This is a genomic window from Pseudomonas sp. HLG18 (genome assembly GCF_051903985.1).
Taxonomy (GTDB): Bacteria; Pseudomonadota; Gammaproteobacteria; order Pseudomonadales; family Pseudomonadaceae; genus Aquipseudomonas; species Aquipseudomonas fluorescens_BT.
The window spans coordinates 2954595-2980212 of sequence record NZ_CP195831.1; the positions used below are offsets into that span (position 1 = coordinate 2954595).

The 25618-nt window shown below is 60.2% G+C and carries 24 protein-coding genes; 18 read left to right on the forward strand and 6 right to left on the reverse strand.

Annotation, left to right across the window (positions count from 1 at the left end; genetic code table 11):
* Positions 1-132: 132 nt before the first annotated feature.
* Positions 133-573, forward strand: a complete 441-nt coding sequence (locus ACSPX5_RS13595) for a CBS domain-containing protein (protein ID WP_085712511.1) — start codon at positions 133-135, stop codon at positions 571-573.
* Here ACSPX5_RS13595 and ACSPX5_RS13600 read toward each other — a convergent pair whose 3' ends face one another.
* A complete protein-coding gene (locus tag ACSPX5_RS13600; RefSeq protein ID WP_439821908.1) occupies positions 574-1197 on the reverse strand; it encodes a glutathione S-transferase N-terminal domain-containing protein in 624 nt (207 codons plus the stop codon).
* Positions 1198-2288: 1091 nt separating this feature from the next.
* Between ACSPX5_RS13600 and ACSPX5_RS13605 the strand changes: the two genes are divergently transcribed.
* The 12 genes from ACSPX5_RS13605 (at position 2289) to ACSPX5_RS13660 (ending at position 15297) form a co-directional block, all read left to right on the forward strand.
* A complete protein-coding gene (locus tag ACSPX5_RS13605; protein ID WP_207864026.1) occupies positions 2289-3107 on the forward strand; it encodes a TonB family protein in 819 nt (272 codons plus the stop codon).
* 49 nt (positions 3108-3156) lie between these two features.
* On the forward strand, positions 3157-3861 hold the full coding sequence (locus ACSPX5_RS13610; protein WP_085608298.1) for a MotA/TolQ/ExbB proton channel family protein: 705 nt from the start codon (positions 3157-3159) through the stop codon (positions 3859-3861).
* Positions 3861-4262, forward strand: coding sequence for an ExbD/TolR family protein (locus ACSPX5_RS13615; RefSeq protein WP_011335072.1), 402 nt, complete (start codon positions 3861-3863; stop codon positions 4260-4262). The genes ACSPX5_RS13610 and ACSPX5_RS13615 overlap by 1 nt, the downstream gene beginning before the upstream one ends.
* A gap of 207 nt (positions 4263-4469) precedes the next feature.
* Positions 4470-7175 carry a TonB-dependent receptor gene (locus ACSPX5_RS13620; RefSeq protein ID WP_169431056.1) on the forward strand — a complete coding sequence of 902 codons (2706 nt, stop codon included), beginning with the start codon at positions 4470-4472 and terminating at the stop codon, positions 7173-7175.
* A gap of 110 nt (positions 7176-7285) precedes the next feature.
* The gene (locus ACSPX5_RS13625) at positions 7286-9157 is read left to right on the forward strand and encodes an extracellular solute-binding protein (protein WP_439821909.1); all 1872 of its coding nucleotides are present in this window, start codon (positions 7286-7288) and stop codon (positions 9155-9157) included.
* Position 9158: 1 nt separating this feature from the next.
* Positions 9159-10223, forward strand: coding sequence for a microcin C ABC transporter permease YejB (locus tag ACSPX5_RS13630; protein ID WP_439821910.1), 1065 nt, complete (start codon positions 9159-9161; stop codon positions 10221-10223).
* The gene (locus tag ACSPX5_RS13635) at positions 10223-11245 is read left to right on the forward strand and encodes an ABC transporter permease (RefSeq protein WP_169431059.1); all 1023 of its coding nucleotides are present in this window, start codon (positions 10223-10225) and stop codon (positions 11243-11245) included. Before ACSPX5_RS13630 ends, ACSPX5_RS13635 begins: the two co-directional genes overlap by 1 nt.
* A gap of 14 nt (positions 11246-11259) precedes the next feature.
* A complete protein-coding gene (locus ACSPX5_RS13640) occupies positions 11260-12873 on the forward strand; it encodes an ABC transporter ATP-binding protein (RefSeq protein WP_439821911.1) in 1614 nt (537 codons plus the stop codon).
* A gap of 119 nt (positions 12874-12992) precedes the next feature.
* The gene (locus tag ACSPX5_RS13645) at positions 12993-13514 is read left to right on the forward strand and encodes a DUF3455 domain-containing protein (RefSeq protein WP_169431061.1); all 522 of its coding nucleotides are present in this window, start codon (positions 12993-12995) and stop codon (positions 13512-13514) included.
* A gap of 42 nt (positions 13515-13556) precedes the next feature.
* A complete protein-coding gene (locus ACSPX5_RS13650; RefSeq protein WP_169431062.1) occupies positions 13557-14090 on the forward strand; it encodes a sigma-70 family RNA polymerase sigma factor in 534 nt (177 codons plus the stop codon).
* Positions 14087-14782, forward strand: a complete 696-nt coding sequence (locus ACSPX5_RS13655) for an anti-sigma factor (protein WP_439821912.1) — start codon at positions 14087-14089, stop codon at positions 14780-14782. Before ACSPX5_RS13650 ends, ACSPX5_RS13655 begins: the two co-directional genes overlap by 4 nt.
* A 113-nt stretch (positions 14783-14895) precedes the next feature.
* Entirely contained in the window at positions 14896-15297 is a 402-nt protein-coding gene (locus tag ACSPX5_RS13660) for a hypothetical protein (protein ID WP_323162195.1), read from the forward strand.
* A 78-nt stretch (positions 15298-15375) separates the two neighbouring features.
* Here the strand turns inward: ACSPX5_RS13660 and ACSPX5_RS13665 are convergent, their stop codons facing one another.
* Complete coding sequence (locus tag ACSPX5_RS13665) at positions 15376-16464, reverse strand: DUF1615 domain-containing protein (protein WP_169431065.1); 1089 nt, start codon at positions 16462-16464, stop codon at positions 15376-15378.
* Positions 16465-16647: 183 nt separating this feature from the next.
* On the opposite strand from ACSPX5_RS13665, the gene ACSPX5_RS13670 reads away from it, so the two are divergent.
* From ACSPX5_RS13670 to ACSPX5_RS13685, 4 genes are all read left to right on the forward strand, one after another.
* Positions 16648-18183, forward strand: a complete 1536-nt coding sequence (locus ACSPX5_RS13670) for an FAD-dependent oxidoreductase (RefSeq protein WP_439821913.1) — start codon at positions 16648-16650, stop codon at positions 18181-18183.
* 132 nt (positions 18184-18315) lie between these two features.
* A complete protein-coding gene (locus ACSPX5_RS13675) occupies positions 18316-18927 on the forward strand; it encodes a DUF5343 domain-containing protein (RefSeq protein WP_439821914.1) in 612 nt (203 codons plus the stop codon).
* Entirely contained in the window at positions 18924-19505 is a 582-nt protein-coding gene (locus ACSPX5_RS13680) for a Swt1 family HEPN domain-containing protein (RefSeq protein WP_439821915.1), read from the forward strand. Before ACSPX5_RS13675 ends, ACSPX5_RS13680 begins: the two co-directional genes overlap by 4 nt.
* Positions 19495-20391: a putative phage abortive infection protein gene (locus tag ACSPX5_RS13685; protein WP_439821916.1), complete on the forward strand. Its 897-nt coding sequence runs from the start codon at positions 19495-19497 to the stop codon at positions 20389-20391. The genes ACSPX5_RS13680 and ACSPX5_RS13685 overlap by 11 nt, the downstream gene beginning before the upstream one ends.
* A 75-nt stretch (positions 20392-20466) precedes the next feature.
* Here the strand turns inward: ACSPX5_RS13685 and hemB are convergent, their stop codons facing one another.
* Entirely contained in the window at positions 20467-21441 is a 975-nt protein-coding gene (gene hemB, locus ACSPX5_RS13690) for a porphobilinogen synthase (RefSeq protein ID WP_207864036.1), read from the reverse strand.
* A gap of 143 nt (positions 21442-21584) precedes the next feature.
* Entirely contained in the window at positions 21585-22283 is a 699-nt protein-coding gene (locus ACSPX5_RS13695) for a glutathione S-transferase family protein (protein WP_207864037.1), read from the reverse strand.
* Positions 22284-22577: 294 nt separating this feature from the next.
* Between ACSPX5_RS13695 and ACSPX5_RS13700 the strand changes: the two genes are divergently transcribed.
* The gene (locus ACSPX5_RS13700) at positions 22578-23252 is read left to right on the forward strand and encodes a histidine phosphatase family protein (RefSeq protein WP_169431072.1); all 675 of its coding nucleotides are present in this window, start codon (positions 22578-22580) and stop codon (positions 23250-23252) included.
* A gap of 138 nt (positions 23253-23390) precedes the next feature.
* Here the strand turns inward: ACSPX5_RS13700 and mnmH are convergent, their stop codons facing one another.
* Together mnmH and selD are read right to left on the reverse strand one after the other, a co-directional pair.
* Entirely contained in the window at positions 23391-24494 is a 1104-nt protein-coding gene (gene mnmH / locus ACSPX5_RS13705) for a tRNA 2-selenouridine(34) synthase MnmH (RefSeq protein ID WP_439821917.1), read from the reverse strand.
* The gene (gene selD / locus ACSPX5_RS13710) at positions 24494-25528 is read right to left on the reverse strand and encodes a selenide, water dikinase SelD (RefSeq protein ID WP_439821918.1); all 1035 of its coding nucleotides are present in this window, start codon (positions 25526-25528) and stop codon (positions 24494-24496) included. Before selD ends, mnmH begins: the two co-directional genes overlap by 1 nt.
* Between the last annotated feature and the right edge of the window lie 90 nt (positions 25529-25618).

A 25618-nucleotide genomic window follows, 5' to 3' on the forward strand; every position in this document is an offset into this window, starting at 1 on the left:
GTGGCACAGGTCTGGCAATGAAAAAACCCGTCAAATGACGTTTTTTGCGTGTTATCTGCCGTTTTGCGGCCTTGCTCTGCGCGCCACGGTCTACGATGCTTGGAGAACAACGACAACACCTGAGTAACCGCCATGAAAACCGTCGCCCAGCTGCTCAAGCTCAAAGATCAGAAAAATCAGGAAGTGCATCAGATCAAGCCCGATCACATGGTGCTCGAAGCGCTGATGAAGATGGCCGAGAAAAACGTCGGCGCCTTGCTCGTGGTGGAGGACGAAAAAGTGGTGGGCATCATCAGCGAGCGCGATTACGCACGCAAGCTGGTGCTGCACGGGCGCTCCTCGGTAGGCACGCCGGTACGCGACATCATGGTGGCGAACGTGATCACGGTGGATACCCACCAGACCGTCGATACCTGCCTGAGCATCATGTCCGACAAGCGTCTGCGCCACTTGCCGGTGGTAGAAAACGGCAAACTGCTGGGCCTGCTGTCGATCGGCGACCTGGTCAAGGAAGCGATTGCCGAACAGGCCGAGCTGATCAAACAGCTGGAGCAGTACATTCGCGGGGAGTGATCAGCCGGGCCAATGCCGCGCAAAGACCGGCGCCAGCACCGGGTGTCGGTCGATGCGTTGCAGCCACGCATGGAAACCGGGCCGGGCCTGACGCAGGTGTTCACGGGCACCGGCCCAGCGCGAGACCACCGCTGCCAATACATCCAGCGCCCCCGGTGTTTCATCGTCCAGGTACAGCTCGGCGGAGAACTGGTCGGCAAACACCTCCCAGGTCCAGTGCAATCGCTCCCGCGCCCCCGTCATCAGATTCTGCCGCGAGGCCTCGTCCGGCATCACCAGCCAGCGCTCGGGGTAATCAATGATGCCGATGGCCGCATAGCAATTGCTGACGATGTACACCAGGCCGCGAATCGCTTGGTCACGGTCAGCGCCCGCGGCGGGCAACAGGCCGGATTGCGGAAAACTCAGCCCCAGATGAATCAGGATCGCCGCACTTTCGGTGATTGCACTGCCGTCCGGCAGTTGCAGGGTCGGGATCTGTTTGAGCGGATTGAGCCGCGCCAGCTCCTGCGCCGCTTCCGCACCGGCCTCGATATCGATGAAGCGGTAAGCCACCTGGCACAGCTCAAGCGCCGCCTCGATGGCCGCCGCCCCTGAATTGCGATGTCCGTAGAGCTGATACATATCCCCTCCTCCGCTGCGAAAGGCGTCCTGCCCTGGCCCTATTTATAGCTGTTGTATCGAATTTGGCACGGATTGCGCATTCATCGGCAGCTTGCGAATCCCTGATCTCGCAAAACAGCGCTGGCGGTGCCCATCCCGCACCAAGAGCAATCAGCGAACGCTATCCGCGTTCTTGTAAGGTGCGATACCGAACCAAAAGTTCGCGTATCCGAGCTGGCAACAAGGAGTTCACCGCGTGAATCTTCATCTGCTGCGCCACACTCTTCTCTCCGTGCCCCTGTACCTGCGCCGTGTTCGTCCTGCGAACAGTGCGTGCATGCCTTTTATTACCTGAACGTCTGCACTATTTATTTTTTAAATAGCACGCAAGAAGTCATTGCGTGCGCGCTGCTTTAATGAATGCAAGAACACATTGTTCGACAATAACTTCCAGACAGCACACTGCTACAACTTTCGCTGTTTGGCGTTAATGTCCGAAGCGCACCAAAACTGCACTTGCAGCCGATACACCGTTCCAGTGGAACGACCGACTTTACTTAAACAAGAACAAGGAATATCGCCTGTGACCCGCTAAAACACTGACCCGCACCAATTCAGTCCGCCACGCACCATCACGCGTCCTGGCCGACACGAGAACAGCCGCTCTATCTCGCTGAACAGCGCGATACCGCGCCCGGCCTGTCTCGCCCTGAAAAATGTCCTGCAAACAGGGCCTTCGGGAGGTTGTGCGCCCATGAAAACCGGCATGTTTGATGAAACTTATATAAATGCGACATACGTATCATCCGTGAAATAACCGCTACACAATTGATCACTCTTTGGCACAGCGGTTGCTATTGCATCAACCATGAGGGCAAGAATGATGTTAGCCACTCAATTGCACACCCACTTATAAAAGAACAGCCACGGACCGGATCAATGAACCATCGAAGTCGGCATTACTGAAGCAACAAGCTGCACAAGCCCTGTTCAATAGATAGTTCAACTATCGGCTTCTGCACACCTGAATGAAAGTTGCGACCACTCACTCGAACAACGCCTTGTTGTTCGAACGGCACCTTATTGCCCTTCATCCACCCGAGGGAGCTTTAATGAACGATGCGGTAAAGCACAGAACGCCGCCGGGGCCAGTACCGAACGCAGCGCTTGCGTCGGGAGCGGGTCGGCCCGTCTACAAAGCCAACACTTCTCAGCCCGGCGGCCTGAACAAACAGCAGATGCTGTTGCTGGTGGCGGTATCGGCGCTGATACACGGCGGCGCCTGGTGGTTTTTCCAGCAGGCGCGGGCCGAACCGCTGCCCACGCCACCGGAAATCCCGGAAATGACCGTCGAGCTGACCAGCCCGACACCGCCGGCACCGCCGACACCGGAGCCGCCGCCCCCACCACCGCCACCGCCCGAACCGGAACAACCGGTGGAAGACGAGGACGCGGTCAAGCCACCGCCCAAACCGGTGGAGAAACCCAAGCCGATCGAAAAACCGAAACCGGTCGAGAAACCCAAACCGGTGAAAAAGGCCGAGCCGCCAAAAGCACCGCCCGCCCCTGCGCAACCGGCGGCGCCTGCTGCTCCGGCCACCCCAAGCGCGCCACCGGCACCTGCGGCGGCACCGGGGCCAGTGAAAGAGTCGGCGGCAATTTCCGGCCTAGCCAGCCTCGGCAACCCGCCGCCGGAATACCCGTCGCTGGCCCTGCGGCGCAACTGGGAAGGCAGCGTGGTGCTGCGGATTCAGGTGCTGGCCAACGGTCGCGCCGGCTCGGTGACCGTGACCAAGTCCAGCGGCAAGCCGCAACTGGATGACGCGGCGGTTGCAGCGGTGAAGGCCTGGAAGTTCATTCCGGCCAAGCGCGGCGACACACCGATCGACGGCTTCGCCACCCAGACCATCGATTTCAAATTGCCGCAATGACGGCGCGACAACCGAACTCACAACCGATTAACGCAAGCGAGGTGTAGCCATGAACGATTCTCTGTCTTCGATGATTGTCCCCGGCGTGCTCTGGGGGCTGGTGCTGTTTTCCGTGGTCAGCTGGGCGATCCTGCTGGTCAAGTCGGCGCAATACCTGCGTCAGAAAACCCAGAACAAGCAGTTCAGCAAAGCCTTCTGGGGTGCGCCGGATCTGCTCACCGCCGCCGAGCATGCCAGCCAATATCCGGGCTCGCTGGCGCGGATCGCCAGCAGCGGTTTCGAAGCCTTGCTGGTGGAAGAGTCCCCGCGCACCACCCAGCAACTGGCGCACACCATCAACCGTTCCGACCGACTGGAACGCAACCTGCGCCAGCAGATCCAGAAGGAACGTCGTTCGCTGGAAAACGGCCAGGCGATCCTCGCCAGTATCGGCAGCACCGCGCCGTTCATTGGCCTGTTCGGCACCGTGTGGGGAATCATGGAAGCCCTGCAAAGCATCGGCGCCAGCGGTTCGGCCAGCCTGGAAACCGTGGCCGGGCCCATCGGCCACGCGCTGATCGCCACCGGTGTGGGCATTGCCGTCGCGGTGCCGGCGGTGCTGATTTACAACTTCTTCCTGCGACGCCTGAAACTGGCCTCCGCCGACATGGATGACTTCGCCCACGACTTCGACGCCCTCGCCTCGCGCAGCGCGTTTTCCATCAGCCGCCAGGCCATCGCCAAATCCACGGCCGCCGTGCGGGAGGCCAGCTGATGTCCTTTTCCACTCAAGACAGCGATGAAGTGCTCAGCGAAATGAACGTCACGCCGCTGGTGGACGTGATGCTCGTGCTGCTGGTGGTGTTCATCGTCACCGCGCCGCTGATGACCAACGCGATCAAGGTCAACCTGCCGAAAACCGACGCCGTCGCCCCCGCCGAAAAGAAGGATCCGGTGGTGGTCAGCGTCGATCAGGACGGCAAGTTCTTCCTGGCCAAGACCGAGCTGGCACCGGAATCACTGGAGGCCAGCCTCAAGGAGGTCAAGGCCAAAGATGCCGACGTCCGCGTGCAGCTGCAGGCCGACTCCGCCGTGAATTACGGCCAGGTGGCCAAAGCCATGGCGTCCATCGAGCGCTCGGGCATCACCAAGATATCGGTGATGACCACCCGCTGACGGCGGTGCCGGGCGCGCAGTGAGGGACGCGCCCGGCACCGTTCGTTGAATCCCGTCGCAATCGGCCGACCGAAAAACGCAGCGCGTCTTCGGAGGGGATCGGCTTGCTTGAAGAAAGTGGTTTTCGCGGCGCGGCACCACCGTGCTCCGTGCAAAGAGGGCTCACAAGGCCATTTCGATAAACGTCTAACAAAGTCGGAAACAACCATGCTGATGAACACTCCACGCTTCACGCTCAAACCCTTGGTGGCAACGATTTCCCGCCACCGCTTCGTTCCGTTGTACCTGGTGGCCATGGGGATGGGCGCCGGGGTTCAGGCCGCCGAGGACGACAACGGCGTCCCGGCCGCCGCTGCGGTGGTTGCGCCGACCACGCAACTGCAACGGGTCGAAGTGACCGGTTCGGCGATTCGCCGGGTCGATGCGGAAACGGCGGTGCCGATCACCGTGCTCAAGGCCGATGAACTGCGCAAACAGGGCGTGACCACCACCGCCGAACTGGTGCAGCGCATCACCGGCAGCCAGTCGATCAACAACAGCGCAGGCTCGGTCGGCGCGGCCACCGGCGGCGCATCGTTTGCCGACATGCGCGGCATTGGCGCGAACAAGACACTGGTGCTGCTCAACGGTCGCCGGCTGGCCAACAACGCCCTGTCGGGCACCAACTCGGCCGGCGGCGCGGTGGATCTGAACATGATCCCGTTTGCCGCGATCGAGCGCGTGGAAGTGCTGCGCGACGGCGCCTCGGCCCTGTACGGCACCGACGCCATCGGTGGCGTGATCAACTTCATCACCAAAAAATCCATGACCGACGGCCAGCTCACCCTTGGTGGCGAAACCCCGACCCACAGCGGCGGCGGTGCGACCAAGGACATGAGCGCCAGCTGGGGCTACGGCGACCTGGAACAGGACCGCTTCAACGTGCTCGGCGTGTTCAACTACAACAAGCAGCAGAACCTCGACGCCAACGACCGCTCCTTCGCCCGCGACTACGTGCCCGGCCGTGGCCTGGACCAGACCTCCGGCACCGCGTTCCCCGGCAACTACAGCCAGAACGGCAACGCCACCAACCCGCTGGCCAACAGCAATTGCAACGGCCCCAACCTGGTGGCCCGCGACGGCCTCTGCCGCTTCAGTACCCGGGAATTCATCGACCTGGTGCCACAGACCGAGAAGACTTCGTTCTTCGGCAAGACCACCGGCAAACTGGCCGACGACCACAACATCAACCTCGAATATTTCTGGTCACGCAACAACAACGCCACCGCCGTCGGCCCGGCGCCATTGACCGGCCTGAGCCTGGATTCGTCCTCGCCCTACTACCCCGGCAACGGCATCACCCCGGCGCCCACCGGCTTCGCCCTCGACCCGACGCAACCGGTGGACGTGAACTGGCGCGAAACCGCCGCCGGCCCGCGTGAATCGAAAGACCAGAACACCAGCCAGCGCTTTTTGCTGAGTTTCGACGGTCTGGTCGGCGGCTGGGACTACAACGTCGGCGCCTCGTACAACCAGAACAAGATTGTCTCCAGCGTCACCAGCGGCTATGTCAGCGATCAGGCAATGATCAACGGTCTGGCCAGCGGCCTGCTCAACCCGTTCGGTCCACAGACCAGCGCCGGTCAGCAGTACATCGATCAGGCCATGTACCACGGTGCCTATTCCACGGCAGTCGGTCGGGTCGCCGGTTTCGACGGGCGGATCAGCCGCGAGATCGGTGACTGGTTCGGTGCCGGCCCGTCGGGGCTGGCGTTGGGCGGCGAGTACCGCAAAGAGAAATTCCACCAGGACTTCGAAGCCTTTGCCGGTGACATTCAGAGCCTGGGCATCGACCCCGCCGGCAGCGTTGAGGGCGACCGCAGCGTGAAAGCCGCCTACGCGGAAATCAACGTGCCGGTGCTCGACAGCCTGGAATTGTCGGCCGCCGTGCGTCACGACAAATACAGCGACTTCGGCAGCACCACCAACCCGAAATATTCGTTCCGTTATCAGCCACTCAAGGAGCTGGTGGTCCGCGGCGCCTACAGCGAAGGTTTCCGCGCGCCGTCGCTGTATGAGCTGTATTCGCCACGCAGCATCACCTACACCCAGGGCTACTACAACGACCCGGTGCTGTGTACCGGCGGCGTGGTGCAACCGGGCGGCAACGGCGGACGCGATTGCGGTCAGCAGTTCCTCAACCAGATCGGCGGCAACGAAGACCTGGCCCCGGAGAAAGCGCGCAACGTGACCCTGGGCTTCGTTTATCAGCCGGTCAGCAACCTGTCCGTGGGCCTGGATTTCTGGTGGATTCACATCTCCAACCAGATCCAGCCGTTCCCGGAATCCACCGTGTTCGATCAGGCCGGCAGCTACCCTGACCGTTTCGTGCGCAACGCCGACGGCACGCTCAATTACATCGTCACCGGCAACGCCAACCTCGGCATCGTCGAAACCAACGGCGTCGATGTGTCGCTGGACTATCGCTTCCCGAACACGCCTTACGGCCAGTTCGGCCTGGGCCTGCAAGGCACCTATGTCGACGAGTACGACTTCCAGAGCACCATCAAGGGCCCGTTCACCGACAAGGTCGGCGACTTCAAGGGCGACGGGGTGATTGCCCGCTGGAAACACAACCTGACCGGTTCCTGGACCTTCGGCGCCGCCCGTGCAGCGCTGACCAACCGCTTTACCACCGGCTACAACGACTACGACCGCGAAACCAACGCACGGGTCGCGTCGTATTCGGTGTGGGACCTGTCGGCCGGCTACACCTTCGACAAGGTGCTGGACGTGGACGCCGGGGTGAAGAACCTGTTCGACCGCGATCCGCCGTTCTCCAACCAGGCCTACAACTTCCAGAGCGGCTATGACCCACGTTACACCGACCCGCTGGGCCGCACGCTGTTTGCGCGCATGACGTACCACTTCTGAGTACCGGTCGGGGCCGCGCAAGACTCCGGCCGGCCCCTTCCCCTTGCGAATTCGCATCCCGCAGCGGCCAACCGCCGCTTCGGGTTTTTCCGACTCAGAGGAACGACTTCATGACATTCATGCGCAACATGGCCGGCCTGCTGCTCGGCAGCGCGCTGCTGTGCAACGCGGCATCTGCGCTGGCCGGCGGCAGCTACGCGATGACGGTGTACGGCGAGGCGCCGAAATACCCCGCCGGTTTCCAGCACTTCGATTTCGTCAATCCCGACGCCCCGAAGGGCGGCTCGCTCAGCCGCGCATCGATGGAGATCGGTCAGTACAACTACATCACCCCCTATGCCGATCAGGGCATTTCCGTGGTCCAGGTCAACGACTGGGTGTATTCGCCGCTGGCGTTCCGCTCGCTGGACGAGCCCTACACCGTCTACGGTCTGGTGGCGCAATCCATGGAGCGTGACCCAGGCGGTCTGTGGGTGCGTTTCAACCTGAATCCCGAGGCGCGTTTCGCCGACGGCACGCCGATCACCGCCGAGGACGTGCGCTACACCTTCGAGCTGTTGATGACCAAGGGCAGCCTGAGTTATCGCCAGCAGTACGCCGACGTGCAGGATGTGCTGATCGAAGGCCCGCGGCAGATTCGCTTCACCTTCAAGAACAACCTCAACCGCACCCTCGCGCTGGATCTGGCGTCGCTGCGACCGGTGCCCGAGCACTGGTGGAAGACCCGCGACTTTGCCAACGGCGGCGGCTTCGAACCCCCGCTGGGCAGCGGCCCGTACCGGGTGAGCAAGGTCGATGCGGGGCGCAGCATCGGTTTCCAGCGCGATCCGAATTGGTGGGGCAAGGACCTGCCGGTCAGTCGCGGGATGTACAACTTTGACAGCCTGACCGTGAATTTCTACGGCGACACCGACGTCGCCCGGCAGCTGCTGCAGGCCGGGGCGTTCGACTACAACCGCGAGTTTTCCTCATCCGGCTACGTGGTCGGCTACGACAGCCCGGCGCTGCGCGACGGACGCCTGCAACAGGCGATTCTCGCCCCGGACAAACCGACCAGCGCCCAGGGGTTTGTGTTCAACCTGCAGAACCCGCTGTTCAAGGATCGCCGCGTGCGGCAGGCGCTGAGCCTGCTGTGGGATTTCGAGTGGACCAACAAGCAGATGATGCGCGGCTTCTACGTGCGCCAGAACAGCTACTGGCCGAAGAGTGAAATGGCCGCCACCGCGCTGCCCGACGCCAGGGAGCTGGCGATCCTCGAACCGCTGCGCGGACAGATTCCGGACGAGGTGTTCACCCAGGTCTATCAGGCGCCGAAAACCGATGGCAGCGGCTACATCCGCGACAAGCAGTTGCAGGCCCTGAAGCTGTTGGCCGAGGCCGGGTGGACGCCGAAAAACAATCGGCTGGTGAACGCTGACGGCGAGCCACTCGAATTCACCTTCCTCGACGGCCAGGGCGGTTTCGACCGCATGTTGCTGCCGTACAAACGCACCCTGGCGCAGATCGGCATCACCCTGAATCTGCGGCGCATCGATTCGGCGCAATACATCAACCGGCTCAACGCCCGGGACTACGACATGATCGTTACCAGTTTCCCCCGCAGCGGCGATCCGATCGTCTCGCCGGGCCGCGAGTTGTACAGCCTGTATGCCTCGCAGAGCGCGACCCAGGTCGGCAGCTCCAATTCGATGGTGCTGGCGGACCCGGCGGTGGACCGGCTGATCGACGGCCTGGTGCAGGCCAATACCCGCGACGCCATGGTGCGTTACGCCCGCGCCCTCGACCGGGTGCTGCAATGGGGTGACTACATGATTCCCAACTACTACTCCAAAGGCACACCGACGGTGTTTCAGAACCGCTTCGGCAGGCCACCGGTGCAGCCGATTTACAGCGAAGGCCTCGATACCTGGTGGGAGGTCTCGGCCAAGCCGCTGACCAATCAGCAGATGAGCGCCTTGCGCCAGCTCGCGGGGGGCCAGTGACATGTGGCGTTATCTGAGTCGACGTCTGTTGCTGATCATCCCGACGCTGCTGTGCATTCTGGTGGTCAACTTCGTCATCGTGCAGGCCGCGCCCGGCGGCCCGGTGGAACAGGCCATCGCCCGCCTGCAAGGCTTCGGCGGGCACAGCATGGGCGGCGCCAGCGAGGTGACCGCGATCGGCGGTGCCGGGCGCAGCAGCCGTGGTCTGGATCCGGCGCTGATCGAGGAGATCAAACACCATTACGGTTTCGACAAACCGATGCATGAACGCCTGTGGCTGATGCTCAAGAACTACGCGCAACTGGACCTGGGCAGCAGCTTCTTTCGCGGTGCGAAGGTGACGGACCTGATCGTGCAGAAGCTGCCGGTGTCGCTGTCCCTCGGCCTGTGGGCGACCTTGATCACCTACCTGATTTCGATCCCGCTGGGCATTCGCAAGGCAATAAAAAACGGCAGCGCATTCGATGTCTGGAGCAGCACGGCAATCATCGTCGGCTACGCGATGCCGGCGTTTCTGTTCGCGATCCTGTTGATCGTTGTGTTCGCCGGGGGCAGCTACGTCAACTGGTTTCCGGTACAGGGGCTGGTCTCGGACAACTTCGACAGCCTGAGCCTGTGGGGCAAGGTCGGCGACTACCTCTGGCACCTGGTGCTGCCAGTGACGGCGTTGGTGATCGGTGGTTTTGCGACGCTGACGATCCTGACCAAAAACAGCTTCCTCAACGAGATCAGCCGTCAGTACGTGATCACCGCACGCGCCAAGGGCCTGACCGAAAGACGCGTGCTCTACGGCCATGTGTTTCGCAACGCGATGCTGTTGGTCGTGGCCGGTGTGCCGGCGGCGTTGATCGAGGTTTTTTTCGCCGGCTCGCTGCTGATCGAAACCCTCTTCAACCTCGACGGCCTCGGGCGCATGAGCTACGAAGCGGCGGTGTCACGGGACTACCCGGTGGTGTTCGGCACGCTGTTCCTGTTCACCCTGTTCGGCCTGTTGATCAAGCTGATCGGCGACCTCTGCTACACCCTGCTCGACCCGCGCATTGACTTCTCGGCGAGGACTGCCTGATGTTCACACTTTCCCCTCTGGGCCGGCGGCGCATCGCGCAATTCAAGGCCAACCGTCGCGGGCGCTGGTCGCTGTGGCTGTTCATCGGGCTGTGCCTGATCTGCCTCGGCGGCGAACTGATCGCCAACGACAAACCGCTGGTGATTCGCTACCACAACGCCTTCTACTTCCCGATCCTCAGCGACTACCTGGAAACCGATTTCGGCGGCGAACTGCCGTTCCAGCCGGATTACGCCAGCAGTTACGTACACAAACTGATTGAGGATCAGGGCGGCTGGATGCTGTTCCCGCCGATCCCGTTCAGCTACGACACGGTCAATTACGACCTCACGGAACCGGCGCCGAGCCCGCCGTCCTCCAGCAACTGGCTGGGCACCGACGATCAGGCGCGGGACGTATTGGCGCGGGTGATTTTCGGCACGCGGGTTTCGATCCTGTTTGCGCTGATCCTCACCGCCGTCAGTGCGTTGGTCGGTATCGTCGCCGGGGCGTTGCAGGGTTATTACGGCGGCTGGGTCGACTTGCTCGGGCAGCGGGTGCTGGAGATCTGGTCGGGGCTGCCGGTGCTGTACCTGCTGATTATTTTGTCCGGGTTCGTCTCGCCGAGTTTCTGGTGGCTGCTGGGGATCATGGCGCTGTTTTCCTGGCTGGCACTGGTGGACGTGGTGCGCGCGGAGTTCCTGCGCGGGCGCAGCCTGGAGTACGTCAAGGCCGCGCGGGCCCTGGGCCTGACGGACAGCGAGCTGATGCGCCGGCACATTCTGCCCAACGCCATGACCTCCACCCTCACCTACCTGCCGTTCATCCTGACCGGCGCCATCGCCACCCTCACCGCGCTGGATTTTCTCGGTTTCGGCATGCCCGCCGGCACCGCGTCGCTGGGCGAACTGATCGGCCAGGCCAAGCGCAATCTGCAAGCGCCGTGGCTGGGGCTGACGGCGTTTTTTGCCCTGGCGCTGATTCTGTCCTTGCTGGTGTTCATCGGCGAAGCCTGCCGTGACGCGTTCGATCCGCGATCCTGATCCCCGGAGCTGAAATGACCGACAACCTGATTGAAATCCGCGACCTGCGCGTCGCCTTCGCCGGGCACGAAGTGGTGCACGGCGTGAACCTCGACATCCGCCGCGGCGAGTGCCTGGCACTGGTCGGCGAATCCGGCTCGGGCAAGTCGGTGACGGCGCACTCGATCCTGCGTTTGCTGCCGGGCAAAACCGTCAGCAGCACGGGCAGCATCCGCTACAACGGCGTGGACTTGCTGCACGCCAGCGAACAGCAGCTGCGCGGCTTGCGCGGCAACCGCATCGCGATGATTTTCCAGGAGCCGATGACCTCGCTGAACCCGCTGCACACGGTTGAAAAACAGATCAGCGAAGTGCTGGAGATCCACAAGGGGCTCAAGGGCCGCGCCGCGCGCCAGCGCACGCTGGAGTTGCTGGAACTGGTGGGCATTCGCCAACCGTTGCAGCGTTTGAAGGCCTATCCGCACCAGCTCTCCGGCGGCCAGCGACAGCGAGTGATGATCGCCATGGCGCTGGCCAACGAACCGGAATTGCTGATCGCCGACGAACCGACCACGGCGCTGGACGTGACCGTGCAACAGAAGATTCTCGAGCTGTTGATCGAGTTGCAGCAACGCCTCGGCATGTCGCTGCTGCTGATCAGCCATGACCTCAATCTGGTACGGCGCATCGCCCAACGGGTGTGCGTGATGCGCCACGGGGAAATCGTCGAACAGGCCGATTGCGAAACGCTGTTCCGCACCCCGCAGCATCCTTACAGCCGCCTGCTGATCGAGGCAGAACCGTCGGGCGCGCCGGTGCCGAGTCGCTACGATCACAACTTGCTGGAAGTGGATGACCTGAAAGTCTGGTTCCCGCTGCCCAAGGCGTTGTTCAGCCGCACTCAGGAATACATCAAGGCCGTGGACGGCGTGAGTTTCCGTCTGCAGCGGGGCAAGACTCTGGGGATTGTCGGCGAGTCCGGCTCGGGCAAATCGACGCTGGGCCAGGCGATTCTGCGGCTGGTGGAATCCGAGGGCGATATTCGTTTTGGCAACAAGCAGTTGAGCCTGCTCAATCAGCGTTTGATGCGCCCGTTGCGCCGGCAGATTCAGGTGGTGTTCCAGGACCCGTTCGGCAGTCTCAGCCCACGGATGTCGGTGCAACAGATCATCGCCGAAGGCCTGCTGACCCACGGCATCGGCACGCCCGAAGAACGCGAGGCGGCGGTGATCCGCGTGCTGGAGGAAGTCGGCCTCGACCCGCAGAGCCGCCATCGCTATCCCCACGAGTTCTCCGGCGGCCAGCGCCAGCGCATTTCCATCGCCCGGGCGCTGGTGCTGGAACCGGCGCTGATTCTGCTCGACGAACCGACCTCGGCGCTGGACCGCACGGTGCAGAAACAGATAGTGGAATTGCTGCGGCAGTTGCAGATCCGCCACGGGCTGACGTACCTGTTCATCAGCCATGACCTGGCGGTGGTGCATGCGCTGGCGCACGATTTGATGGTGATCAAGGACGGCAAGGTGGTGGAACAGGGAGCGTCGCGCCAGATTTTTGCGGCGCCGCAGCATGCCTATACCCAGGAACTCCTGAAAGCCTCCGGCCTGGCATTGGCAAAAACCGGGCGCGAGCGGGTTACAGCAATCTGACCTTCAGTGCTTTCAGATTTATTTTCCGGCCACTGCATCCAAACGCCTCCGTCACGGGTAGTCCCTGTAACAGCCCTCTTTCGGCTGTCAGCGGTTTACCCTTTTTCGGAGAAACACTGATGAACATCACCCAACTGATCGGCTTCACCGGTTTGCTCGCCGTCGCCTCGACAAGCTTTGCCCAAAGCAGTTATCCCGACGCGATCAAGGTGCCGGACGGCCACAAGATCGCGATGGAAACCACCGGAGTCGGCGAGATCACCTACGAATGCCGTGACAAGGCCAATGTCGCCGGCCAGACCGAGTGGGTGTTCGTCGGCCCGAAAGCAGTGCTCAACGATCGCAGCGGCAAACAGGTCGGCACCTACTTCGGCCCGCCCGCCACCTGGCAGGCGCAGGACGGTTCGAAAGTCACCGGCACGCAACTGGCCGTAGCGCCATCGAGTCCGGGCAACCTGCCCTATCAGCTGGTCAAGGCCAACCCCGCCGAGGGCAAAGGCGCGATGAGCGGCGTGAGCTACATCCAGCGCGTCGCGCTCAAGGGCGGCGTGGCGCCGGGCAGCGAATGCACGGCGGCGAACAAGGGCAAACAGGAAGTGGTGAAGTACCAGGCCGACTACATTTTCTGGGCCGCGAACTGAACTCGGCTGGACGTTTGGCCGATGCTTGCTAGATTGCAGGACATGCCCTTGCCCGAAACCGCGTTCGATTACGAAGCCCGCCTCGCCGCCTGTGCCCGCGGCGAGCGCGGGGCCCTGCGCGAATTGTATGTGCAGGAAAGTCCGCGGCTGCTGGGCGTGGCCCGGCGTCTGGTGCGTGATACGGCGCTGGCCGAAGACATCGTTCACGACGCATTCATCAAGATCTGGGCCGGCGCGGCGGGTTTCGATCCGGCGCGCGGTTCGGCCCGGGGCTGGATGTTCAGCGTGACCCGTCATCTGGCGCTGAATGTGTTGCGCAATCACGACCGGGAAACGCCGCTCAACGACAGCAACGAATTTCCGGCGAGTGATGACGGTTTCGACGCACTGGCGCAATCGACCCGCATCCACCGCTGCCTGCATCAACTGGAACCGCAACGCCGCCGCTGCATCCTTCACGCCTACGTCGACGGTTACAGCCACGCGCAGATCGCCCAGCGCCTCGACACGCCGCTGGGCACCGTCAAAGCCTGGATCAAACGCAGCCTCAATGCGTTGCGGGAGTGCATGGGATGACCACCGAATCGGCGCAGGAACGCGATGAACTGGCCAGCGAATACGTGCTCGGCACTCTTTCGGCCGAAGCGCGCGCCGAATTGCAACGGCGCTTGCCCAACGATCCCGAGCTGCAAGCGGCCGTGGACGCCTGGGAGCGACGTCTGCTGGAGCTGACCGACCTCGCCCCGGCGCATCAACCCTCGTCGCAGCTGTGGCAACGCATCGAACGCAGTGTCGGGCAACTTACCCATAAGAGGGCGCCAGAGATTTCATGGTGGAACCGCCTGTCGCTGTGGCGCGGCTTGAGCGCTGCCGGACTGGCTGCAACCTTGTTATTGGGCTCGATCCTGTTGACCCAGACCACGCCGAAACCAAGCTTTCTGGTGGTGCTGGTCGCCCCGCAGGACAAGGCGCCGGGCTGGGTGATCCAGGCCAGCAGTCCACGGGAGATTCAGTTGATTCCGCTGGGCGTGGTCGAGGTGCCGGCGGACAAGGCGCTGGAGTTCTGGACCAAGGCTGACGGCTGGCAGGGTCCGGTGTCGCTGGGGCTGGTCAAGCCAGGGCAAGCGCTGTCGATCCCGCTGGACAAACTGCCGCCGCTGCAACCTAACCAATTGTTCGAGCTGACGCTGGAAGGCGCCAACGGCTCGCCTACCGGCAAACCCACCGGGCCGATCCAGGCGATTGGCCGCACCGTGAAGGTGCTGTGACAAACCATCATCGGCGTCGATGTTCACCATCACGTCAATGAAGTTCTCTTAAAAAATCCCGGGCGTAACATCGGCTCCATACCCAACAAACAACACCCCCGGAGCAAAAAATCATGAAACGCCAAGTCATCCTCAGCATTGCCCTTTCGGTTCTGGCCTTCAACGCATTTGCCGCCAAACCGGCCCACACCATGATCGCTGAAGGCGGTTCGGATCGGTTGATCGAACAGCGCGTCGCCGAAGGCGGCTCGGATCGCCTGCAAGAACGCCGCGTTGCCGAAGGTGGCTCCGATCGCCTGCTGGAACGCCGCGTTGCCGAAGGTGGCTCTGATCGCCTGCTGGAACGCCGCGTTGCCGAAGGTGGCTCTGATCGTCTGCTGGAACGTCGTGTTGCCGAAGGTGGCTCGGATCGCCTGCAAGAACGCCGCGTTGCCGAAGGTGGCTCTGATCGTCTGCTGGAACGTCGTGTTGCCGAAGGCGGTTCGGATCGTCTGATCGAACGCCGCGTTGCCTGAATGAAGGGCTTCATCGCAGCAACCCGGAAAAAACCCGGCTCCTGTCAGCCGGGTTTTTTAACGTCTTTTTTTGCCTCGTCAGTCCCTGGCCATGCAGCGCCGATAGCGCTCATCGACCCGTTTGGCGAACCACGCAGTGGTCAGTTTGCGAGTGATCTTCGGGCTTTGCAGGACAATCCCCGGCAGCACCGCCCGGGGCAATGACTTGCCTTCTGCCTTATCCGCCAGTTCGAAGACCCGCTGATAGAGCCTGGTCTCCTCGAACCCCAGCGTATTGCCCTTCTCCAGTTGATCGCGGATCTGTGGATTACGCATGCCCAGTGATTTGCCAAGTCTGCGTACTGCCAGCTCGGTGGTGCCCGGCATGATCGAGTCATAGCGAATCAGGTCGCCATCCAGCGCCAGCGGAACGCCCGAGGCGCGACTGACTGCATTCTGAAACGCTGCGTTGCGACTGGCGTACCACCCGGCATTGAAGTCCGCAAAACGGTACAGCGGCTCGCGATAACTCACCGGATAACCCAGCAGATGGGCGATGCCGAAGTACATGCCGCCCCGACGACTGAACACCTCGCGACGAATCGTCCCGTCCACCGGGTACGGATAGTCTTTGGCATGCTGTTCGGCGAATTCGATGCTGACCTGCATCGGCCCGCCGGTGTGCACCGGGTTGAAACCGCTGAACAGCGTGCGGCCCATCGGCACCGAGCCGATGAAGTCGTCGAAAATCGCGCTCAATTCCTTTTCGCTGCGGGCGGCGCTCAGGCGTTCGCTGTAGGTCTTGCCGTTCGGCGAGCGCACCTGCAAGGCACCGCTGACCAACAGGCTCGGGATATGCACCTTGGCGGCGCGGCGGTCGATTTCGTCACGGGCGATCTTGCCCAGTCCGGGCACCGGCGGATCGACCTGGAAAGTGGATTCCTGCTCGGCGACGGCCAGCACCGAACACAGGTTTTGCGTGGTCGGGCTGATGCCCTGGGCGGCGAACGCGGTGTAGATGTCCGTGGCCCAGCCCTGGCGGTCGGCGGTTTTTGCCGGCAGCAGGCGCACGATCTGCGCCTTGACCTCGGCCGGTGCGCGCGGCGCCGGTTCCTGGCTGCGCTGCCCGGCGCAACCGGCCAGTACCAGCAGTGCGGCGAGGCTGACGAATAATCGAGGGGTGTGCATAACGCTTCATCCAATCCGTTGAGCCGGGTTAACCCTACGCTCTATCGCAGGGTGCAGGATAGGACTGCGGGCCGGCGACACTGTTCCCTCCCCCGTTTGGCAGGCGAACTGGCCGTGCCCGCCCGCTGATCCATACTTGCTGCTGCACACTCAGTGGCAAAGGGTACGCGAGGAGGACAGACCATGAACCGCAGTGACGTTCTGATCATCGGCGCGGGTCCCACCGGACTGGTACTGGCCCTGTGGCTGAGCAAACTGGGCGTGCGCGTGCGCATCATCGACAAGACCTCCGCGCCGGGCACCACCTCGCGGGCGCTGGCGGTGCAGGCGCGCACGCTGGAGTTGTACCGGCAACTGGATCTCGCCGAAGCCGTGGTGCGCAACGGGCATCGGGTGGCAGCGGCGAATTTCTGGGTCAAGGGCAAACCCGTGGCACAGTTGCCGCTCAACCGGATCGGCGAAGGCCTGACGCCCTATGCCTTTCTGAAAATCTATCCGCAGGACGAACACGAGCGACTGCTGATCGACCGCCTCGAAGACTACGACGTGTTCGTCGAGCGCAATACCACCCTCGAAAGCTTCACGGAAAACGGCGACGGTCTCACCGCCCATTTGCGTCTGCCGGATGGCGAACAGGAGATCTGCCAGGCCTGTTACCTGGCTGGATGTGACGGCGCCCGTTCGGTGGTGCGCAAGACCCTCGACACCGGTTTCCCCGGTGGCACCTATCAGCAGATTTTCTATGTCGCCGACGTGCAGGCCAGCGGGCCGGCGCTCAACGGCGAGTTGCATCTGGATCTGGATGAGGCGGACTTTCTCGCGGTGTTCCCGCTTGCCGGCGAAGGTCGCGCACGGCTGATCGGCACCGTGCGCGACGAACGTGCGGATCGCGCCGAAACCCTGGAATTTTCCGATGTCAGCAGCCGCGCCATCGAACATCTGAACGTGCACATCGAGGACGTCAACTGGTTCTCCACCTACCGTGTGCATCATCGAGTGGCAGACCACTTTCGCCAGGGCCGGGCGTTTCTGCTCGGCGATGCAGCGCACGTACACAGCCCGGCCGGCGGTCAGGGCATGAACACTGGCATCGGCGATGCGATCAATCTGGCGTGGAAACTGGCGGCAGTGCTCAGCGGCGGCGCCACGGCGAAGCTGCTCGACAGCTACGAAACCGAACGCATCGCCTTCGCCCGGCGGCTGGTGTCGACCACCGACAAGGTCTTCAGCTTCGTCACCGCCGAAGGCCGCATGGCCGATCTGTTGCGCACGCGGCTGGCACCGTTCCTGATCCCGAAAATGGCCTCATTCGAAACCAGTCGCGAATTCCTGTTTCGCACCGTCTCGCAGATTACCGTCAACTATCGGGGCATGGCGCTAAGTGAAGGTATGGCTGGGCATGTGCACGGCGGCGACCGCTTGCCGTGGGCCCATGATGGCGAGGGGGACAATTACGAACCGTTGCGCAACCCGTGTTGGCAGGTGCATGTATACGGCGACACCAGCGACGAAATGATCGCCTGGTGCAATGAACACCACTTGCCGCTGCACGTGTTCGACTGGCGCCCGGCGTTTGAAACGGCGGGCCTGGGGCGCAACGGCTTTTACCTGCTGCGCCCGGATACCTACGTGGCGATTGCCGACAACAGCGCGGATCCGAAGGTGATCGAACGGTACTTTCGTGATCACGGGATCCGGCCGTTTTTTGGTTCAGCCTAAAATTTATTCTTTTATCAAAATTATGGGCGAGATAGCAAAAACCTAATCTTTTCGACTATGTGTGGAAAATGCAAAAACGCCGGCTACCATTTTTAAAAAACAGCATCCCCATCACAAAAACTGGAAAATCAAATGGCTTTAACAAATGCTTACACTGAAGCTTATGGGAAGCTAGGAGAGTTTTTCAACAGGATACGCGATGGGCAAGCACCACCACAATTTACGCATCAGTTCTTAATAGACTTGGGATTCAAATCAAACAAGCAACGTGCTTACATTCCTATTTTGAAAGCCTTGGGATTCTTGACACCAGACGGAAAACCAACCTCTCGCTATAAAGACTACCGAGACCACTCACAATCTAGAGCCATTATGGGTGAGGCGTTAAAAGAGGCCTACTCCGATATATTTCTAATCAAGGAAAACCCCACTACAGCCGATAGTGCAGCAATTGAAGGAAAATTCAAAAGCTATCACAACGCAAGTGATAACGTAGCCATAAACATGCGTCGTACATTTATGTCTCTTTTAGAGCTAGCGGACACAAAACACACCCCCACCAAGAAAAAAGTCAGCCAAGATATTGTGGAACCAACTCCGACAGAAATTGAGCAAGCACCCACCCCTACACAGTTTATCAAGACACCGGGCTTACATTACAACATCCAGGTACACTTACCAGCCACAAAGGATATCGAAGTTTACAACGCGATATTCAAATCATTAAAAGAGCACCTATTTTGAGATACAAAGAACTAAGGGACTTCATGTTCAGAGGGCTACTCTTCGAGGCAGAGGCATCTGTCTTTCAAAGAGCTGGAATTAAAATAGGTGCTGACCAAACCGAAACCGAGGAAAGATTACTAGCAGAAGCGCTAGCCCCCTTTCCCGTTGGTTTGAGAAACAACTCACTGGAAATGGCCAGACTGTACGCTGTACTTTTTGCATTTGAAAATCATGTTCGCGACTTCATAAGACAAACACTCCAAGAAACGGAAGGAATTAATTGGGTAGAAAACATACCAGAAAAAATAAAAAACCATGCTAACAACCGGCAATCTAGCGCAATTTCAGACTCATGGCTTGAGGGTGAGAAAACGGATATTTTAGGGTTTCTTGATTTCGGCCATCTTGCCCAAATAATACTAAACAAGTGGATACATTTTGAATCCATAATCCCATCTCAACATTGGCTAAAGCAGCGTATGGATGAGATAGAAAAATCCAGAAACTTCATAGCGCACAACAGGATGCTACTTCCAAGCGAATTCCAAAGAATGTACATGTACATTTCAGACTGGAACAGAGTCATTGGGCTTTAACAAAAACTATCGACAGCCTCCAATTCCGGAGCAACATCAATTGACCTCAACAAACACCAACCCAGACGACGACCTGTTAACAACAGAAAAACACTCAACAAATCTAAAAACACTCGCCTATATTGGGTTACTTTCGGCAGTAATATTGATACTCACATACGCAACAAATTTTCACGGCCCATTATCCTCTAACCCGGAGCACTGGGGGCAATTTGGAGACTTTTTAGGTGGCGTCTTAAACCCAGTATTCAGCTTTTTAGCATTATTAGCCTTGCTTGCCACATTCAGCTTACAAATTCGTGAGCTCAAGATATCCTCTAGAGAATTACAAAATTCCGCAACCGCCTTGTCACAGCAAAACAACACTCTGCGTCAACAACAATTCGAAGTCTCTTTCTTTCAATTACTAACATTGCACAACACCATCGTCAACTCGATAGACCTAATCGACAAAGAAAAAAACGCAACAAAAGGCAGAGATTGCTTCAAAGTTTTTCTAAGACGACTTGAAAGGGAAATATCCGGCCACCCGAACTGCAACGAAAACGAGTTCAAATTAATCTATTCAATATTTTTTATTTCGCACGAACACGAGCTAGGACATTACTTCAGACTGCTTTACAACATAATAAAACTAATCAAGAACACAGAACAGATTGATAAAAAATTCTACACCAACATTATTCGAGCACAGCTATCAAGCAACGAGCTTATGTTGATTTTTTACAACTGTATCTCTGAGTTAGGGAATGAAAAATTCAAACCGCTAGTTGAAGAATTCTCACTACTTAAAACAATTCCAAGAGCAACATTACCAAACAAAAAACTTCTGCAACTTTACTCTCCATCAGCATTTGGCGGAGCCTACCCTACTTCAACTCTTTAATTCAAACACACACAAAAATCGATAAAATGCTCAATTTTTAAATATTAAAAATTGAGCATTAAAAACCCGACAAAATCAGATCCCAGCCAAGGCCAGGTCCATCGCAAAGTAGGTGAAGATCAGATCCGCACCGGCGCGTTTGATCGCGCCAAGGCTTTCGCGCACCACGCGATCTTCGTCGATGGCCCCGGCCTGGGCGCCGAACTTGATCATCGCGTACTCGCCGCTGACCTGATACGCCGCCAGCGGCAGGTTCGAGGCTTCGCGGATGTCGCGGATGATGTCCAGGTAGGCGCCGGCCGGTTTGACCATCAGCGCATCGGCACCTTCCTGCTCGTCGAGCAACGATTCGCGCAGGGCTTCGCGGCGGTTCATCGGGTTCATCTGATAGCTTTTGCGATCGCCTTTCAGCGCGCTGCCGCCGGCCTCGCGGAACGGGCCGTAGAGTGCCGAGGCGAATTTGGTCGAGTAGGCCATGATCGGGATTTGCGTGAACCCGGCGTCGTCCAGTGCACGGCGAATTGCCCGCACCTGGCCGTCCATTGCCGCCGACGGCGCAATCACATCGGCGCCGGCACGGGCCGCCGCCACGGCTTGTTTGCCGAGATTGATCAGGGTCTGGTCGTTGTCGACTTCATGGTTGTGCATCACACCGCAATGGCCGTGATCGGTGTATTCGCAGAAGCAAGTATCGGACATCACGATCATGTCCGGCACCGCATCCTTGGCGATCCGCGACATGCGCGACACCAGCCCGTTTTCGCGCCAGGTATCGCTGCCGTTGGCGTCCAGGTGATGGGACACGCCGAAGGTCATCACCGATTTGATCCCGGCACGGGCGTAACGCTCGATCTCGCTGGCCAGTTTGCGCTCCGGAATACGCATCACGCCGGGCATGCTCTTGATCGGCACGAAGTCATCGATTTCTTCCTCGACGAAAATCGGCAGCACCAGATCGTTGAGGGAAAACTCGGTTTCCTGGAACAGGCTGCGCAGGCTCGCATTGCGACGCAGACGGCGTGGACGTGCTTCGGGGAACTGACTGGACATGGGGCCTTTCCTGAAAACGGGCAGATGAGACGAAAGTCGTAGGGGGCGAAGCTTATGCCTTGCGGGGGATGAGGTACAAACCTGGATCAATCAAGAGTGCATTACCGGGGACGCAACAATCTGCGCACCCGGCAGACACAGGGTCAGGAAGGAATGGTCAGGCCGCGCACCACCGCCGGCCGCGCCAGAAAGCGCTCCAGCACCCGGGTAACGTTCGGGAAGTCCTTGATACCCACCAGATCGCCCGCCTCATAGAAACCGATCAGGTTACGCACCCACGGGAACGTGGCGATGTCGGCGATGGTGTAGCGCTCGCCCATGATCCAGTCGCGTCCCTCGAGGCGGCCGTCGAGGACTTTGAGCAGGCGTTTGCTTTCGTCGACGTAACGGTCACGGGGACGTTTGTCTTCGTAATCCTTGCCGGCGAATTTGTTGAAGAAACCGAGCTGGCCGAACATCGGGCCGATGCCGCCCATCTGGAACATCAGCCACTGAATGGTTTCGTAGCGCAGTGCGCCTTCCTGGGCCAGCAACTGACCGCTTTTGTCAGCGAGGTAAATCAGGATTGCGCCGGACTCGAACAAGGGCAGCGGTTTGTCCTCGGGGCCATGGGGGTCGAGAATCGCCGGAATCTTGTTGTTCGGGTTCAGCGACAGAAATTCCGGGGACAACTGGTCGTTGGTGTCGAAGCCCACGCGGTGCGGCTCGTAGGGCAGACCGATCTCTTCGAGCATGATCGAGACCTTGACGCCGTTGGGGGTCGGCAGGGAATAGAGCTGAATCCAGTCGGGGTACTGCGCCGGCCACTTCTGGGTGATCGGGAACGCGGACAGATCGGTCATGGGTAGCATCCAGTCACAAAATGAAAGCCCCGAGCATAATCCACGTTTTCCGCGCTGGCTCGGGTTCTTTTTGTCCTGGCAGCCGGACTTACTTAAATTCGCAACATCCTGTCGCTAACCTGCCTCCAGCCATCCGGCGACGCCTTTAAGGTGTGCCCCGTCAGGCGGATCGAACCAAAGGCCTTCCGAGGGCTCCAAGGAAACCATTCAAGACAGGGAAAACACCCGGCCCCGACTGCCTGCGGTGCAGAGGTTTGTCAACCTTAACCGAACAGACTGAAGACGCCTCATTTGATGACGAACCTGATGAAAGTCGCCAAACGCTTCAAACATCGCGCCTATGTGGCCCTGCCCTCGCTGCTGGCGATGAGCGCACTGTTCCTGTCCCTTGAGTCCAGCGAAAGCCGCGCGCAACCGGTGGATGGCACCCAGACCCTGATCTTCCTGCGCCACGGTGAAAAACCCGACGGAGGCCTCGGCCAGCTCAACTGCCAGGGCCTGAACCGGGCCATCGAGCTGTCGACCCTGCTACCGGAAAAATTCGGCAAGGCCGACTACGTATTCGCCGCCAACCCCACGCGCAATGTCGAGGAAGGCGAGCTGGACAATTCCTACAGCTACATCCGTCCCCTGATGACCATCAGCCCCGCCGCCATCAAACTCGGCCTGCCGGTGAACATCGAGTTTTCGGCCAACGACACCAACGACCTGGCCCGGGAGCTGACCGCCGACAAATATCACAACTCGACCATCTACACCGCGTGGTCCCACGGCTATCTGCCCGAGCTGATCAACAAGGTCGCGGGCAAGGCCGTGGGCGAGAAACAGACCATCACCGAAGACTGGGCATCCGGTGACTATGACTCGCTGTATGTGCTGACCCTCACCTGGCACAACGGCAAGGCCAGCCTGCAGAGCCACAGCTACAAGCAGGGGCTGGATAACGGCAAGGTCACTTGCCCGACCTGAGTTTTGCGCTGCCAGCCTTAACCTTTTCGCGAGCAAGCCCGCTCCCACATTCAAGCTTGCGCCGAACTCAAATGACGGGTTCAGCGGATTTCCAGTGTGGGAGCGGGCTTGCCCGCGAAGAGGCCGCTGAATAGCGCATCAAGCCTTCTGATTCACGCGATCGTGCAGATATTCAATGACTGCTTTCTGCTCGCCCGCAAACTCGATTCGCGCCCCCTTCTTCTCGCGCTGAAACACATACATCGGGTCGTAATACTCGCGCAGCAACCCTTCGATCCAGCCCCGGTGCAAATCCACCGAGCCGCTGCGCCCCTGCTCGGCCAGTGCGTCCTCCATCAAAAGCAGCATCCGTCGATGGCGTTCACCGCCCAAGCGTTTCTGCACATTGTTCAGGCTTTCGAGCAAGCGCTCAGAGAACAGCGCAAAACCCTGCTCGCCATGCACCGTCGAAAACTCGGCCGACAGGTCCACCACGTAATCACGCAGGATGCGCTGCACACGGTCCTCGAAGCGGTCCTCCAGCCAGACCATCGGGTAGTGCTGCATGCCCTGATACAACGGCAGCGGCAACGCGCAACTGCCCACCACCCGGCTCTCGTCTTCGAGCACAAACTGGCTGATACCGGCGTCACGTTTCTTGAGGATGTCGATGGCCAGTCGGTTCTCGAAATCGATGTTCGACGGTTGCCCGGTGGCGCGCTTGCCGAAACTGGAACCGCGATGATTGGCGTGCCCCTCAAGATCCAGACCATTATCCAGCTGTACCAGCAATTCGGTCTTGCCGGTGCCGGTCATGCCGCCCAGCAGCACAAAATCACATTGGGTCACCGCTTGTTCGAGGGTGTCGATCAGGAAGTTGCGCAGTGCCTTGTAGCCGCCGCCGACTCGCGGATAGTCGATCCCGGCCTCGCTCTTGAGCCACTGCTGGGTGATCTGCGAGCGCAGGCCACCACGAAAGCAATAGAGATAGCCGTCGGGATGGGCCCGGGCGAATTCGGCCCAGGCCTCGATGCGTTCGGCCTTCACCGCGCCGGACACCAGACGGTGGCCCAGTTCGATGGCCGCCTGCTGACCATGCTGTTTGTAGCAGGTGCCGACCTTTTGCCGCTCCAGGTCATTCATCAGCGGCAGATTGACCGCCCCGGGGAACGCCCCCTTGTGAAACTCCACCGGCGCGCGGGCATCCATCAGCGGCCGGTCGTTGAGGAAAATGTCGCGGTAATCGGAGCAGTCGCGGAGCATCAAATCACCTCGACTGCGTGGGTCTGTCGCTCGACCAGTTCACCGATCGGCGCCAGATTCAGGCCCAGCTCTGCGGCCACGGCGAGGAATTCGGCGTTGCCGTCCGGGGTTACGGCCAACAGCAGGCCGCCGCTGGTCTGCGGATCGCACAGCACGCGCTTGTGCAGTTCCTGCACGCGTCCGAGCTTGCTTGAATAACTGTCGAAATTGCGCAAGGTGCCGCCGGGTACGCAGCCTTGTTCGAGGTAATACTCGACGCTGTCCAGACGCGGCACGCGGTCATAGACGATACGCGCGGTGAGGTGGCTGCCGTCGGCCATTTCCACCAGATGCCCGAGCAGGCCGAAACCGGTGACGTCGGTCATCGCAGTGACGCCGGCCAGTTTGCCGAAGCGGCTGCCGGGTTTGTTCAGCGTGCACATCCAGTCCCGGGCCACGCCGATGTCGGCGTTACGCAACTTGCCCTTCTTTTCTGCGGTGGTGAGGATGCCGATGCCCAGCGGTTTGGTCAGGTACAGCAGGCAACCGGCGGTGGCGGTGTCGTTGCGCTTCATGAAGCGCTTTTCGACCAGGCCGGTGACGGCGAGGCCGAAAATCGGCTCCGGCGCATCGATCGAATGGCCACCGGCCAACGGAATACCCGCCGCGTCGCACACCGCGCGACCACCGCGAATCACTTCCCGCGCCACTTCCGGCGCCAGCACGTTCACCGGCCAGCCAAGAATGGCAATGGCCATCAACGGGTCACCGCCCATGGCGTAGATATCGCTGATCGCGTTGGTCGCGGCGATTCGGCCGAAGTCGAACGGGTCGTCGACAATCGGCATGAAGAAGTCGGTGGTCGACACCACGCCGCGCTCGGCATCGATCTCATACACCGCCGCGTCATCGCGCGAGGCGTTGCCGACCCACAGTTTCGGGTCGAGGTTCTGTGCGCCGCTGCCGGCAAGGATCACTTCCAGCACCTGCGGCGAAATCTTGCAGCCGCAACCGGCACCGTGGCTGTATTGGGTCAGACGGATGGGTTCGCTCATGGGGCAACCTCTGGCTGGGAATGGGGCGGATTCTAACAGAGGCGATTGTCGAGCAAAAAAAACCGCCCTTGCGGGCGGCTAAAGTGCTTC